General features: G+C 66.0%; 14 protein-coding genes. 7 read left to right on the top strand and 7 right to left on the bottom strand.

Features of this window, described 5'->3' with window-relative positions:
- Window positions 1–58 precede the first annotated feature (58 nt).
- Genes FJ430_RS17435 through FJ430_RS17445 form a run of 3 tightly spaced genes read right to left on the bottom strand, consistent with a single transcriptional unit; the run spans window position 59 to window position 3120 of the window.
- Window positions 59–1081 (bottom strand): NAD-dependent epimerase/dehydratase family protein, encoded by a 1023-nt coding sequence (locus tag FJ430_RS17435; RefSeq protein WP_140711187.1) that lies wholly within the window; start codon window positions 1079–1081, stop codon window positions 59–61.
- Window positions 1082–1108: 27 nt separating this feature from the next.
- The gene (locus FJ430_RS17440) at window positions 1109–1873 is read right to left on the bottom strand and encodes an SDR family NAD(P)-dependent oxidoreductase (RefSeq protein WP_140711186.1); all 765 of its coding nucleotides are present in this window, start codon (window positions 1871–1873) and stop codon (window positions 1109–1111) included.
- Window positions 1873–3120 (bottom strand): MFS transporter, encoded by a 1248-nt coding sequence (locus tag FJ430_RS17445; protein ID WP_140711185.1) that lies wholly within the window; start codon window positions 3118–3120, stop codon window positions 1873–1875. The genes FJ430_RS17440 and FJ430_RS17445 overlap by 1 nt, the downstream gene beginning before the upstream one ends.
- 234 nt (window positions 3121–3354) lie before the next feature.
- On the opposite strand from FJ430_RS17445, the gene FJ430_RS17450 reads away from it, so the two are divergent.
- The 7 genes from FJ430_RS17450 to FJ430_RS17480 are packed head-to-tail and all read left to right on the top strand — an operon-like array spanning window position 3355 to window position 10483.
- A complete protein-coding gene (locus tag FJ430_RS17450; RefSeq protein WP_140711184.1) occupies window positions 3355–3705 on the top strand; it encodes a RidA family protein in 351 nt (116 codons plus the stop codon).
- 22 nt (window positions 3706–3727) lie between these two features.
- Window positions 3728–5158 carry a dihydropyrimidinase gene (hydA, locus tag FJ430_RS17455; RefSeq protein ID WP_140711183.1) on the top strand — a complete coding sequence of 477 codons (1431 nt, stop codon included), beginning with the start codon at window positions 3728–3730 and terminating at the stop codon, window positions 5156–5158.
- Window positions 5143–6057 (top strand): nitrilase-related carbon-nitrogen hydrolase, encoded by a 915-nt coding sequence (locus FJ430_RS17460; protein WP_140711182.1) that lies wholly within the window; start codon window positions 5143–5145, stop codon window positions 6055–6057. The genes hydA and FJ430_RS17460 overlap by 16 nt, the downstream gene beginning before the upstream one ends.
- A 7-nt stretch (window positions 6058–6064) precedes the next feature.
- Complete coding sequence (locus tag FJ430_RS17465; RefSeq protein ID WP_140711181.1) at window positions 6065–7384, top strand: Coenzyme F420 hydrogenase/dehydrogenase, beta subunit C-terminal domain; 1320 nt, start codon at window positions 6065–6067, stop codon at window positions 7382–7384.
- A complete protein-coding gene (locus FJ430_RS17470; RefSeq protein ID WP_140711180.1) occupies window positions 7381–8541 on the top strand; it encodes an NAD(P)/FAD-dependent oxidoreductase in 1161 nt (386 codons plus the stop codon). Before FJ430_RS17465 ends, FJ430_RS17470 begins: the two co-directional genes overlap by 4 nt.
- A complete protein-coding gene (locus FJ430_RS17475; RefSeq protein WP_140711179.1) occupies window positions 8538–9821 on the top strand; it encodes a Zn-dependent hydrolase in 1284 nt (427 codons plus the stop codon). The genes FJ430_RS17470 and FJ430_RS17475 overlap by 4 nt, the downstream gene beginning before the upstream one ends.
- Window positions 9818–10483 carry a cysteine hydrolase family protein gene (locus FJ430_RS17480; protein WP_140711178.1) on the top strand — a complete coding sequence of 222 codons (666 nt, stop codon included), beginning with the start codon at window positions 9818–9820 and terminating at the stop codon, window positions 10481–10483. The genes FJ430_RS17475 and FJ430_RS17480 overlap by 4 nt, the downstream gene beginning before the upstream one ends.
- Here the strand turns inward: FJ430_RS17480 and FJ430_RS17485 are convergent.
- The 4 genes from FJ430_RS17485 to FJ430_RS17500 are packed head-to-tail and all read right to left on the bottom strand — an operon-like array spanning window position 10468 to window position 14499.
- The gene (locus FJ430_RS17485) at window positions 10468–11712 is read right to left on the bottom strand and encodes an N-acyl-D-amino-acid deacylase family protein (RefSeq protein ID WP_226891745.1); all 1245 of its coding nucleotides are present in this window, start codon (window positions 11710–11712) and stop codon (window positions 10468–10470) included. The two genes, FJ430_RS17480 and FJ430_RS17485, sit on opposite strands and share 16 nt — an antisense overlap.
- The gene (locus FJ430_RS17490) at window positions 11709–11957 is read right to left on the bottom strand and encodes an amidohydrolase family protein (RefSeq protein WP_226891746.1); all 249 of its coding nucleotides are present in this window, start codon (window positions 11955–11957) and stop codon (window positions 11709–11711) included. Before FJ430_RS17490 ends, FJ430_RS17485 begins: the two co-directional genes overlap by 4 nt.
- Before the next feature lie 11 nt (window positions 11958–11968).
- A complete protein-coding gene (locus FJ430_RS17495; RefSeq protein ID WP_140711177.1) occupies window positions 11969–13510 on the bottom strand; it encodes a trimethylamine methyltransferase family protein in 1542 nt (513 codons plus the stop codon).
- A gap of 20 nt (window positions 13511–13530) precedes the next feature.
- Entirely contained in the window at window positions 13531–14499 is a 969-nt protein-coding gene (locus FJ430_RS17500; protein WP_140711176.1) for a D-2-hydroxyacid dehydrogenase, read from the bottom strand.
- Between the last annotated feature and the right edge of the window lie 6 nt (window positions 14500–14505).

Raw genomic sequence — 14505 nt, forward strand, 5'->3', positions numbered from 1 at the left:
CTCTTTGTTTTTACCCAATTCCGAACGGAAAACCGCTCACACTTTTCCTGGAATTGCTCTAGCTCTCGTTAGCGACAATCCAGTCCATGTAGTCGTGGAACGCTTCCTTGCCGGGACGCGGCCGCCATGCTGTGTCGCGCATGATGCGGGCGATGTCATAGGCGCCCCACATGCCGCCTTTTAGCCTCACATCCTGGACGATGTTGGCGTCGTCTCCAGGCGTCACCTCCGCCTTCAGGCCCGGGACGCGTTCCCTTGCCCAGCCGATGATCTCGCCGATGGTCTGGCTGGAACCGGAGCCGATATTGTAGTGGCGGTAATTGAGGCGGGGCGCATCGATCAGCGCGAGGATCGCGGCGGCGACGTCGGTCGAGGCGACATAGTCGCCGACGGGCTCCAGGCTGTTCGGCCTGATCGTCTCGCCGGCCAAAGCCATATGCGCGACGCGGTTGGGGACATGGCGGAAGTTGCGGCTGTCGGTGGCGCGATCCATCGGACCGTAGACGGAAGCGAGCCGCACCGAGGCCGCCGACAGGCCGAACAAATCGGCATAGCGGTTGGTGACCATCTCGGAGGCGAATTTCGAGATGCCGTAGAGCGTCAGCGGCGCGACATAACCGTCTTCCGGCAGTGGCTCGCCACCCCAGTCGGGTCCGTTGTGCCGATAGACGGAACCGGAGCTGACATAGACGAAGCGTTTCACGTCCGGCCTCTCGCGCGCCCAGTCCAGCATGCGCACGGTGCCCATGAGGTTGACGTCGACGATTCGGGCCGGGTCTGCGGCCTCCGGCTGGCGCTTTGCCTCCGAGGCGCTGCCGCGCGAGATCGGCGTGATCGTCGCGCCATGCACGATTGCCGTGATGCCTTGCTTGTCGAGCGTCTCGGACCAGGCTTGTGGGTCGAGGATATCGGCGGCAATCACGGTCAGCCGGTCGCGCACCGGAGCGAAATGTTTTTCGGCCGCCGCGTCGAGGCCCGACCGGTCGAGGATCACGGCGCGGGCTTGCGGATCGCGGTCCAGCCATGCGCGCGCGACCACGCTCATGACAAAGCCGGTGCCGCCGGTGACGAGCAAGGTCATGGAAACTCCTCTGGAAAGGTTGCTGCCTCAGCGCGTCGCATAGCCGCCATCGACGAGCATGTCTGATCCGGTGACGAAGGATGCGTCGGACGAAAGCAGGAAAGCCGCCGCCGCGGCGATCTCGTCGGGCTCGGCGATACGGCCGAGCAGATGGGCGGGACCAAGGCCGGCATTGGCGGCCTCGAAATCGGCAAACCGGCGCAGCAGCCGCGTCGTCGCCACCGCGCCGGGCGACAGGCTGTTGACGCGGATTTTGTCGGGCGCGTGGTCCACGGCCATCGCCTTGGCGAGGTGGATCAGGCCGGCCTTGGCGGCGCAATAGGCGACGGCCCTGGTGGTGGCGACGCGCCCGAATTGCGAGCCGATGAAGACGACGGAACCGCCGCCACTTGCCGCGATCAGCGGCACGGCGAACTTGCTCATCAGGAAGGCGCCGGTCAGCCCGACATCGATCTCGTGCCGCCATGCGCTTTCGTCGAGATCGACGACGGTGGCGCTGGTCGAGGGCGCCGCGGCATTGTGCACCAGTCCGTCGAGCCGGCCGAATTTTTGCCGGGCGAACGCGACGGCCGCCTCCGCGGATTGGATATCCGTCACGTCGCATTGGCAAGCGGCAGCTGAAGGCCCAAGTGTCTGGGCAAGCTCGGTGGCCGGCTCTGGGCCGTAATCGGCGCAGACGACGCTTGCGCCTTCGGCAACACAGCGGCGCGCTATCGCCGCGCCGATTCCGCTGGCGGCGCCGGCGATCAGGATGACTTTGCCTTCGAGACCCCTCATGTCTGGCGCTGTCATCAGGCCTGCTCCTCCAATGCCGGCATGGCCGCCAGCGTGACCGGACGGCGCAACAAATTGTAGCAGGCGGCTAAAGTCACCAGCACGGCGCCGCCGCCCAGAAGCAGGAACATGGCCGGCGCGCCCATATGCTCCATCAGGCCGGCCGAAATGCCCGGCGTCGCGACATTGCCGATCGAATAGAGCAGGAGCAGCGTGCCGGAGGCCCCGACCATGTGCCGGCTGTGCAATTGCGAGGCGCCGAACGCCATCGCCACCGGATAGACCGTCAGCGCCGTCGCGCCATAGAGGAAGAACAGCACGAAGAGCAGCGAGGCCGAAAAGTTGCCGAGCCAGGCGATCGCGGCGCAGAGCGTGACCGACAGGATGCCCTGGACAAGCAGTATGATCCTGCGCTCAAACCTGTCGGACAGCCAGCCGACCGGCGTCTGCGCCAGCATGCCGGCGATGCTGATGGTCGTGACCAGCCCGACCGTCGTTGCCGCAGACAGCCCGATCTGCGTGCCGTAGATCGGCGTCAGCACGAAGATGTTCATATTGGTGATGCCGCCCTGGAAGATCGCCACGACCGTTACCGGCGCCAGCCGGAAAAGCGCCAGCGGGCCGAGGCGCTTGACCGGTCTTGCCGAACTTGCGTGCTCCGGATCCGTGGCAGGCAGTGCCGGCCAGCGCCCACCGGCGAATTTGGAGATCAGCGCCAGCAGCACCGTCGCCGCCGCCACCGGGAACAGATGCGGCGATTGCGGGCCGACCATCGCGACCAGAACCTGACCGAGCAGCACGGCGATTGCCGTTGTCAGCATATAGATCGAAAACATCGCGCCGCGATTGTGGTGCTCGGCATAGAGGTTGATCCAGCTTTCGCAGACGACGAACAGCGATGCCATCGCGAGGCCGCCGAGCAGGCGAAAGCAGATCCAGCTCGGCAGGAAGTCGGTGAAGACGAAACCGGAAGCCGCCAGCAGGGCGACGACGACAATGGCAACGAAGGTTCGCTCATGGCCGTATTGGGCGACGGCCGGGCGGGTCACCAGGCATCCGATGAGGAAGCCCACGGGATAGGCCGTCAAGACGATCTGCACGACCTGGGGAGAAATGCCGGGCTTGCCAAGATGCAGCGACACGGCGGTGGTCAGCATGGCGCTGCCGATGCAGGCCAGGCAGATGCCGACCATGATCGGCAGCAGGGCACGGGACCGCTCTGCATTTTGCCAGAGCCGCGTCGCGGATTGAGCGATCGACCTCATGAATGCGGCTGCGGCGGCTCCCTGGCGGCACCGTTGACCGACGGCAGCCCGGGCAGAAGCTACACTTTGTGGCGATTGCCACAAACGAAGATTGGCGCGGCTATGGCTCAAATTTTTTTGGCCATGCTGGCGAGGGAAAGCGGCATCTCGGCGCGCTGTGGGCTTTACAGCGGTTTTGCACCCTCCTTACCATAGGCAAAAACCAAAATCTGGAAACCAGCGGAAGGGAACATCATGACGATCGAACGCCTCGAAAACGGCCAGCGCTTCTGCCGGGTGCTCCGCTATAACGGCACCGTCTATATCGCCGGACTGACCGCGGACGATCTTTCGGGCGACACCACCAGCCAGACCAAGCAGATCCTTGCCAAGATCGACGCGCTTCTCGCCAAGGCCGGCAGCGACAAGTCGAAGCTGCTCAGCGCGCAGATATGGCTCAGGGACATCGCCGACTTTGAGATGATGAACAAGGCTTGGGACGCCTGGATCGACAGGAGCGCCATGCCGGTGCGCGCCACGGTGGAAGCGCGGCTTGCCGGCGACCAGTATCGTGTCGAGATCATGGTGACGGCGGCCGTCGGCTGAGCCGGCCGGCGAGGGTACGCCAATGCATGAGCTGGTGATCAAGGGCGGCCGCGTGGCGCTCGACGACGGCTGGGCCGAGTGCGACGTCGGCATCGACGATGGCCGCATCGCCGCCATCGGCAAGGGTCTTTCCGGCGAGAAGGCGATCGACGCCGGCGGCCGCTGGGTGATGCCCGGCGGCATCGACGCGCATTGCCATCTCGACCAGCCGGTCTGGGGTGGAGCCGGCAATGCCGACGATTTCTATTCCGGCACGATCTCCGCCGCTTTTGGCGGCACGACCTGCATAGTCCCATTCGGCATGCCCGGGCAGGACATGACGACTGTCGGCGCCATGGACCGCGCGCTGGAGCGCGCGGCGGGACGCGCGGTGATCGACTACGGGCTGCATGCCGTGGTCACCATGGGCACCGGCGCGGATGTCGAGGCTCAGCTTGGCGCGCTCGCCCAGCGCGGCATCGCCTCGGTCAAGCTGTTCATGACCTATCAGGGTTTCGCCGTCGACGACGACCTCTTCTTCAAGGTTCTCGATACGGCAAGGCGGTTGGGCTGGATCGTCATGGTCCATGCCGAGAACGACGCCGCGATCCGGCGCACGCGCCAGCGGCTGATCGATCTCGGCCGCAGCGATATCCGCTATCATGTCGTTGCCCACAGCGAGACGATGGAGCGCGAGGCGACGCATCGCGCGCTGGCCTTTGCCGAGATGACCGGCGCGCGCATGACCATCGTGCATGTCTCGTCCTGGCAGTCGGCCGAGGAGGTGGCGCGGGCAAAGATGCGCGGCGTCGACGCTATCGCCGAGACCTGCCCGCAATATCTCTTTCTCGGCGCGGCCGATCTCGATCGCCCGGCAATCGATGCGGCGCGCTTCGTCTTCTCGCCGCCGCCGCGGTCGCCGCGCAGCCACGAGCATCTGTGGCAAGAGCTGATCAATGGCGGCATCGACCTGTGGTCGTCCGATCATTCGCCATATTATTTCGCCGACAAGATCGGGCACTCCGAAACACCCGGTTTCACCACGACGCTGAGCGGCATTCCAGGCATCGAGACACGTCTGCCGCTGCTGTTTTCGGAAGGGCTGCTCACCGGCCGCCTGACGCTCGAGCGCTATCTCGACCTCGCCTCGCGCAATGCGGCCTCGATCTACGGCTTCGCCGATCGCAAGGGTCGCATCGCCATCGGGCTCGACGCGGACCTGGCGCTGTGGGATCCGACGGCGCGCTGGACGCTCGGGTACAGGGCGCTGCACTCGCGCGTCGACTTCACGCCCTATGAGGGCAGGGTTGTCACCGGCAAGCCAACCACCGTCCTGGTGCGCGGCGTACCGGTGGTCGCCGACGGCAAGCTGCAGGCCAAACCGGGCTTCGGGCGTTTTGTGGCACGGACCGCCGCCGATCTGGCGCATCTCAGAAAACCAGTCGAGGATTGGACACCATGGCTCGATGCCTGACCATCGCCGTTTGCCAGACCGGACCGATCCAGCGCAGCGCCACGCGCGCCGAGACGGTCGGGCGCCTGGTGCATCTCCTGGAGAGAGCCGCTTCCGGCGGCGCCGAGATCGCGGTGTTTCCCGAAATGGCGCTCACCACTTTCTTCCCGCGCTGGCGCATCGACGACCAGGCCGAGATCGACGCCTTCTTCGAAGCCTCGATGCCGGGGCCGGAAACGCAGCGGCTCTATGATGCCGCCGCGCGCCTGAAGGTTGGCTTCGCGCTTGGCTATTGCGAGCTTGCGCAGGAAGAGGGCCGCACGCGCCATTTCAATACAATGGATCTGGTCGGGCCGGACGGCGCCTTCATCGGCCGTTACCGCAAGATGCATGTGCCGGGTTCGAGCGAGCCGGAGGCGGGCACGACCACGCATCTCGAACGACGCTATTTCGAGCCGGGCAATCTCGGCTTTCCGGTCTTCGACTATCGCGGCGTGCGTGTTGGGCTTGCCATCTGCAACGACCGCCGCTGGCCGGAAACCTATCGCATGCTCTGTCTCAACGGCGCCGAGGTGGCGTTGCTCGGCTACAACACGCCGCTTTTGCTCGACGAAGCGCCGGCTCTGGCGCATCTGAGAATGTTCCACAACCATCTGCCGATGCAGGCCGGTGCCTACCAGAACACGCTCTGGGTCGCCGCCGCGGCAAAGGCGGGTCTGGAAGACGGGCAGGCGCTGATCGGCGGCTCCTGCATCATCGCGCCGACCGGCGAGATCGCGGCACTGGCAATGTCGCTCGACGACGAAGTCATCGTCCATCGCGCCGATCTGGACCTGATCGAGACCTGCCGGAAAGTGAATTTCAACTTCGCGCTCTATCGCCGCCCCGATCAATACAAGCGCATCTCGGAACCGGTCTGAGACCGCGATGGGCCTCGTCGAAACAAGCCAACGCCAAGGCACACCGCCGCCCTCGACCGATCCGCTGACGCTCGGCGAGATCGTCGGAAACGGCCTTTGCATCGGCTGTGGCCTCTGCCGTTCGATCGCAGGTGCGGGCCACGTCGACATGGTGATGACGCCGGAGGGGCGCGAGCGGCCCGTGGCGTTGCAGGAATTGAACAAGTCGACACTGGCGAAGATCAACGCCATCTGCCCGGGAACGCGCATCGCCGGTCCGCCACCGGCGCAGATGAATGACGCCGCGTTGGCGGACACGGTCTGGGGATCGGTCGAACGGCTTGTGCTTGGCTCCGCTGGAAATCCCACAGTGCGGTATATTGGCTCCGGCGGCGGGGCGCTGACGGCGCTCGGACAGTTCCTGCTCAGTTCGGGACGGGTCAAGTTCGTGCTGCATGTCGCGGCCTCGCGTTCCATGCCGATGCGCACGGAACGCAAGCTGAGCTACGACGCCGCTTCCGTGCTCGAAGGCGCCGGCTCGCGCTATGGGCCGGCGGCGACGCTGGTGGATTTCAACGCCATTCTCGACCGCGGCGAGCCTTTCGCGCTGATCGCCAAGCCCTGCGACATCACCGCCGTGCGCAATCTGGCGCGGCTCGATCCGCGCGTCGACGAGCAGATGCGCTATGCGCTCGCCTTCGTCTGCGGCGGCGCCTCGGAGCTGACCAAGTCGGAACAGGTGCTGCAGCGTTTTGGCCTCGGCGAGGAGGAGCTTGCTCTGTTCCGCTACCGGGGCCATGGCAATCCCGGACTCAACCGCATCGAAACCAAAGACGGCCGCGCCTTCGAGATCAGCTACCGGCAGCTCTGGGAGGACGAGGACAAATGGATGATCCAGCCGCGCTGCAAGATCTGCCCCGACGCGATCGGCCAGGTGGCGGATATCGCGGTATCGGATTCCTGGCTGAATGGCGGACCGGCTGTCGAGGATGAGCCGCTCAACGGTATCATCGTGCGCACCAAGCGCGGGCGGGAGCTGTTCGACGCGGCTGTCGAGGCCGGCGCGGTGCAGATCAAGCGGGAGAGCGGGATCGCCGAGATCAGCGAGTTGCAGTCGCATCAGGTGCGCAAACGCCGCGCGGTCTGGGCGCGGCTGAAGGGCATGGAGATCGCCGGCAAGCCGGTGCCTTTCGTTACCGGTCTCGCCTTGCGCGAATGCGCGTCACAGAATTCAGCGGCCGAGAATCTGGCCGAGGGACGTGGCGCCCGCGATCGAGCCCGGCGCGGCCGCCTGGGCGAGCCGCCTGCGGTGCAGCGCGAAACAGTTTCAAAGGATGGGCAACCATGAGCGAGCAGACCGAGGTGATCGTCATCGGCGGCGGCATGGCCGGCGCCGGTGCTGCCTTCGAGATTTCACGCACTTCGAAAGTCGTGCTGCTCGAGCGCGAGAGCCATTGCGGCTACCACACCACGGGACGTTCGGCCGCAAGCTTCACCGAGAACTACGGCAATGGCGTCATCCGCCGCATCGTGCTGGCAAGCCGGGCGTTTCTCACCGAGCCGCCGACAGGTTTTTGCGATTATCCGCTGCTCAGCAAGCGCGGCATGATCACCGTGGCGCGGGCCGACCAGCTCGACCTGCTGCGCGAGGATCTGGAGGCGGCGCAGGCGCTGGTGCCATCGATCGTGGCGATGACGCCGGCCGAAGCGATCGCGCGCGTGCCGGTGCTGCGCCAGGACTATATCGCCGGCGCCTATATCGAACCGCATTCGATGGACATCGACGTCAACGGCCTGCATCAGGGGTTCTTGCGCGGAGCGCGGGCGCGCGGCGCCCGCATCGTCACCAAGGCCGGCGTGAGAGCCATCGGCAGGCAGGGCGGGCAATGGCGGGTCGAGACGGAAGCGGGAACATTCCTTGCGCCGTTGATCGTCAACGCGGCCGGCGCCTGGGGCGACGAGATCGCGGCGATGGCCGGAGTGCATCCGGTCGGCCTGCAGCCGAAGCGCCGCACCGCCTTCAACATTCCGGCGCCGGCCGGTCTCGACATTAGCGACTGGCCGCTGGTCAACGATGTCGGCGCGGAGTTCTATTTCAAGCCGGATGCCGGGCAGCTCTTCGTCTCGCCGGCCGATGCGACAGCGTCGGCGCCGATGGACGCCTTTGCGGAAGACATCGATGTGGCGATCGGCGCCGAGCGTCTCGAACGGGCAACGATGATCGAGGTGCAACGCGTTTCGCGTTCCTGGGCGGGTTTGAGGACGTTCGTCGCCGACGGCTCGCCGGTGGTCGGTCCGGACGACGAGTTTCCGGATTTCGTCTGGCTGGTCGGGCAGGGTGGCTACGGCATCAAGACCTCGCCGGCGCTGTCGCGCGTCTGCGCCAGCCTGATCGCCGACGGCAGCCTGCCGGACGATGTCGCGAGGCAAGGCGTTTCGCTTGCGGAACTCACGCCGCATCGGCTGCGCGGCACCGAGGACGAAGCTCGACAGGTCGCTTCATGAGCAAGGCCGCACTGGCGGCCGGTGGCAAACTGGCGGTACGCATCCTGGATGCGCTGGCCGAAGCTACGACGGACGCGCCGGGAATCACGCGCGTCGCTTACGGACCGGGCGAGCGCTTCGCCCACGATTTCGTGCGCAACGAGGGGGAAAAACTCGGCGCCGTCGCGCGCGTCGATGCCGCCGGCAATCTCTATTTGACGCTGAAAGGCCGTGACCCTGACCTGTCGGCGATCGTCATCGGCTCGCATCTCGACAGCGTGGCGCATGGCGGCAATTTCGATGGCGCCGCCGGCGTCGTGGCAGGGCTCGCGGTAATGGCCGAACTGGTCGAGCAAAATATCCGCTTGGCGCGCGATCTCATCGTGCTGGCAGCTCGCGCCGAGGAAGCGGTCTGGTTTCCGCTCTCCTATCCCGGCAGCCAGGCGGCGCTTGGCCTGCTCGATCTGCAGGCGCTGGAAGCCAGGCGTTCGGATAGCGGCCGCACGCTGGCCGACCACATGCGCGAGGAAGGTTTCGACCCTGACGCCGTCCGACGCGGCGTGCCAGGCATCGATGCAGGCCGGATCGCTGCCTTCGTCGAGGTGCATATCGAGCAGGGACCGCGTCTGGTCGCCGCCGGAGCGCCGGTCGGCATCGTTACGGGGATCGCCGGCGGCTTCCGCTATGTCGACGCGAAATGCCTTGGCGCCTATGCCCATTCCGGCGCCGAGCCGCGCTTCGCCCGCCATGACAGCGTGCTCGGCTTTGCCGATCTGGTTGCGGGCTTTGAGGCAGAGTGGGACGCGCTCGAACGCGACGGCCACGAGGCGACGATCACCTTTGGCCGCGTGCAGTCCGATCCGACACAGCATGGCGGCAGCCGGGTGCTGGGCGAGCTTGGTTTCACGCTGGATGTCCGCAGCGCCGAGCCGGCCGTTCTGGATCGCATCGAAAATCGGCTTCAGACCATTTTCGCCAAGGTTGGCGCCACGCGCGGCGTCACCTTCGAGCCCGGGCCGCGCTTCACCTGGGAACCGGCGACCATGTCGCTGGACCTGATCGGCAGGCTCGACCGTGCTGCCACCGAACTGCAAATGCGCGCCCCGCATGTGCCGAGCGGGGCCGGGCACGATGCGGCCACCTTCGCCGGCGCCGGCATTCCGACCGCGATGCTCTTCGTGCGCAACGAGAATGGCAGCCATAATCCGCATGAAGCGATGGAGATCGCCGACCTCGATCAGGCGATCCGGCTGCTCCTGCGTTTCGTCACGGATTTCGACAACTCACCGGACCAGCGATGAACCTCGCCAAGACTGCCTTGCTCGTCATCGACCTGCAGAATGAATACCGTCCCGGCGCGGCCTGGCCGGTCGTCGGCTACGACGCCGTGCTCGCCAACGCTGCCGCCCTGATCGAGGCCGCCCGCAAGGCTGGCGTGTCCGTCATCCATGCGCAGGCCTGGGTCAAGCCGGAAGAGCGTGAAGGCTATGCGCGGCAGGAAGAGATACTCACCGAGGAATTCCGCTCTGCCGTCGCGGGCAGCGACGGCGCCGCGATCTGCGCCGAGGTAGCGGCGCAGCCGGGCGACATCGTCATCCACAAGCACTGGCCGAGCGCCTTTCGCCGCACCGAGCTTTCGCAGCGGCTCGCCGTGCTCGGCATCGAAAACCTCGTCGTCGCCGGCGTGCTGACCGATAGCTGCGTGACCGAAAGCGTGTTCGATGCGGTTTACCAGGGCTTTCGCGTGTGGCTGGTGATGGAAGCCTGCGGCAGCATGACGGAGGCGATGCACCGCACCGGCATGCTCGACATGGCGAACCGGCTCTATGGCGGCGGTATATTGCATCTGCCCGAAGCCCTGAAGGCGCTGGCCGGCCAGTCCTTCGATGGCTGGCGCTGCACGCGGCCGGTGGAGTTCGCCTACACGCTGGAGAGCGTCGACCGGATTTACGAGGCGCTGTGATCGGCGCCGCAGCCGCACGCGCCTCTGACGACCGTCTTTGAAGCCGAGGGCTTGAGAACCGCCCCCGGCAGCGCTCCGGTCGCCCTGCCGCCGCGCCAGACCGATACGCCGTTGACGAAGACATGTTCGATGCCGGCGGCGGGTCGGCGCGGCTCCTCGAAAGTGGCGCTGTCGATGATCGTCTCGGGATCGAAGATGACGAGGTCGGCGAAATTGCCTTCCGCCAGAATGCCGCGCTCTTGGATGCCGAATTCACGCGCGGGCAGGCCGGTCATTCGGAATACGGCTTCCTCCAGGCTGAATAGCCCGATGTCACGCGCGTAGTGCCCGAGCACACGTGGAAAGGTGCCCCACAGCCGCGGATGCGGATGGATGTCGTGCGGCAGGCCGTCGGAGCCGATCATGGTGCGCGGATGCGCGATGATGTTGCGGACGTCGTCCTCGTCGAGCTGGAAATAGACAGCACCGGCCGGCAGCAGACGCTCACCGGCCTCACGCTCGGTGCAGTTCCATTCGCGGGCTATGTCGGCCATCTCGCGCCTCGCCATCTCCGGATGCGGTTCGGACCAGGTGACGAGGATCTTCAAGCCGGTGTCGCAGCGCTCCAGCCGGAGCACGGTCGAGCTCGCGGCATAGGGGTAGACGTCCATGCCGATGTCCATCGTCTCGCGCGCCTGGTCGATCCTTTCCAGCGAGGGCCGGCTCTTGCCGAAATTGGCGCGGCCGGTGCACTGGTGGTGCGAGATGAAGAGCTTGCCGCCAGCATGATCGGCAATGTCGATCGCTTCCTCGATCGCCTCGTCCATCGTCTCGAAATAGTTGCGCGTATGAGTGACATAGGGACCGCCGAGGCCGGCCGCCGTGGCGGCTAAGGCCTTTACTTCGTCGGTCGATGAGTTGACGGCAGGCGGATAGTCGAGCCCGGTGCTGAGGCCGAATGCGCCTTCGGTCATTGCCTCGGCGACCGCTTCCTGCATCGCCACCGTTTCCGCTTCGTTGGCCGGCCGATCGGTCACCGGCATGCAACGCTGGCGTAAGGTCGTGTGGCCGACGAGCAGGGCGGCGTTGGTGGCGATGCCGCGCCGCTTCAGCTCCGCGACATAATCGGCGAAGCGGTCGAAACGGAAGTTCTCGCGGCCGCCGACCAGCGTGAAGGGTGGCGGCGGCGTCCTGTCGAGCAGCAGCGGTGCAAGGCTGACGCCGCAATTGCCGGCGATCACTGTGGTCACGCCCTGCTGATCTTCGGATCCATGCCGCGCGGTGCCAGCAGCGCGCCGTCGTCATGGGTGTGCACGTCGATGAAGCCAGGTGCGACCACCTTGCCCTTTGCATCGATTTCCTCGATGCCCTGCGCGTCTTCTAGCCGACCGATGGCGGCGATCCGGCCCGTCGTGACGGCGATGTCTGCCTCGAAGCGGTCAGAACCGTCTCCGGAAATCAGCGTTGCGCGGCGGATGAGGAGATCATAGGGCATTGGGCGGCTTCCTAGCTTTCCGGGTTGGCGGCGATCTCCTCGCGGCGGCGCGCGACATAGGCGTCGAGCTCTTCGCGGATCGCGGGGTCCATCACCGGTTCCTCGTAGTCGTGCAGGGCCTGCTGCCAGAGCTCGGTCGCCCGCTCCAGCGCATCCTTGCCGCCCGCTTCCTGCCACGCGCCATGGTTCTGCCAGTTGGAAAGCATCGGCTGGTAGAAGGCGGTGGTGTAGCGCGACATGGTGTGCTCGGCGCCGAAGAAATGGCCGCCGGCCGGCACCGACTTGATCGCCTCGAAGCCGAGATCGTCTTCCTGGAACGGCAGCGGCCGCAGGAACTCCATCATGTTCTGCAGGATCTCGACGTCGAGCACGAGCTTTTCGTAGGACGCTGTCAGCCCGCCCTCCAGCCAGCCGGCCGCGTGGTAGATCAGGTTGGCGCCGCCGAGCACCGCGCCCCATGTGGCCATCTCGGTCTCGTAGGCCGCCTGCAGGTCGACCACGTTGGAGGCGTTCGCGTTGGAGGTGCGGTAGGGCAGGTTGTAGCGCCGCGCCAACTGGCCGGCGATGATGTTGGCCTTGGCGTTCTCCGGCGTGCCGAAGGCCGGCGCGCCCGACTTCATGTCGACATTGGAGGTGAAGGCGCCGTACATCACCGGCGTGCCGGGATTGACGAGCTGCGTCAGCACGACGCCGAACAGCGCTTCGGCGTTCTGCTGGCAGAGTGCTGCGGCCAACGTCACCGGCGTCATCGCGCCCATCAGCGTGAAGGGCGTGACGGTCACCGGCTGGCCGTGCTCAGCCATGGCGATCAGGCCTTCGGCCATCGCGTCGTCGAACAGCCGAGGCGAGTTGATCGAGATAATCGTTGTCACGCCCGGCGAGGCGCGCATCTCCTCGACGCTGATGCCGCGGGCGATCGCCATCATGTTGATGCCGTCCATTGCCCTGGCGCGGCCGATCGCGGTGCAGTGGAAGGAGAGGTCGCTGAGCGTCAGATTGGCGTGGTAAGTGTCGAGGTGACGCGCATTGGCCGGCAGTTCCATCGGCGCCACCACCTGGTTGCCGATGATGTGGATGGCGTTGAAGTGGTGCGCCAGCCGGATGAAGTTCTGGTAGTCGGGAAGATTGCCCTGGCGGCGGCCATTGATGCGGTCATGCACGTTGGGCGGGCCGGCGACCAGCCCGAAAACCAGCGAATTGTCACCGAGATGGACCTGCTTCTCCGGGTTGCGGCTGGTCAGCGTGAAGGACGACGGCACGTTGCGCAGGGCCTCGGTCACCAGGCTTTCATCGATCCTGATGGTCTTTTCCTCGCGATCGACGATGGCGCCGGCAGCGGCGAACAGGTCCATCACCTTCTCGCTCATGACGCGGATGCCGAGCTCCGACAGGATGCGCATCGAGGTCTTGTGCAGCTGTTCCATGCGCTCTTCGTCGAGAAGCTGCATGGGCGGGTAGGGGTTTTTCACGCTCTGCCAAGGCAGTTGCGCGATGCCACCACCGCTGCGCCCGAGTTTCGATCGGCGACCGCCGCCACGCCTGTCCTGTGACATAAGTTTGTTCCCTTCCGGCTTCAGTACCCGCGCTCCGGATTGACCACGTTTTCCAGCGGCCGGCCTTTGCGGTAGCGCGCCAGATTGTCGGCGAACATGCGCACCGACTTGATGTCCCAGCCGTCATAGACCGCCGCGCAATGCGGGGTGATGGCGACGTTGTCGTAGGCCCAGAGAGCATGCCCGGCCGGCAGCGGCTCGGTGGCGAAGACATCGAGCGCCGCGCCCTTGATCCGCCCGCTGTCGAGCGCGCCGAGCAGTGCGGCTTCCTCGACGACGCCGCCGCGCGAAATGTCGATCAGCACGGCGGACGGCTTCATGGCGGCAAAGGCGGCCTCGCCAAGCAAGCCGCGCGTTGTGGGCAGCAATGGCACGCAGCAGACGATGAAATCGGCACGGCCAACCAATGCCAGTAATGCGTCGGGACCACGCACCTCGTCGAGCGCCGGCATCGCTTTCGGTCGCGCGCGGATGCCGAGCGTGCGCATGCCCATTGCCTGAGCGCGGCGCGCGACGGCCTCGCCGGTCTTGCCGAGGCCGAGGATGAGGACGGTCTTGCCCTCGATCGGCTCGACGCGGCCGCCGCCCCATTGGCGGGTCTGCTGCAGGCGCTCGAAACCGCGCAGGTCGAGCGAGAAGGAGAGCATTGCGCCGAGCGCATATTCGGCCAGCATGCCGGCGGCGACGCCAGCCGAGTTCGTCACCGTCACGTGCGCAGGATCCCAACGCCCGAGATGGTCGGTGCCGGAGCCGCCGATCGACACCCATTTCACCGTCGGGCTCTCGACGAGCGCCTGGCGCGGATAGCGCGGCGTGCCGTCGAAACGGATCGAATAGACCACTTCCGCGGCGGTCCGCTCGATCAGCGCGGGAAGGCCGGCATAAGTGTCGCAGGCATGGATATCGAGGTCCGGATGCGTTTCGGCGAGCACCGCAAGCGCGCCGGCCGGCTTGTCGGTGTGCAGGATGACGGTTGGGCGCGCCGACATCCCGAC

The sequence above is a fragment of the Mesorhizobium sp. B2-8-5 genome (assembly GCF_006440675.2).
Lineage (GTDB): Bacteria > Pseudomonadota > Alphaproteobacteria > Rhizobiales > Rhizobiaceae > Mesorhizobium.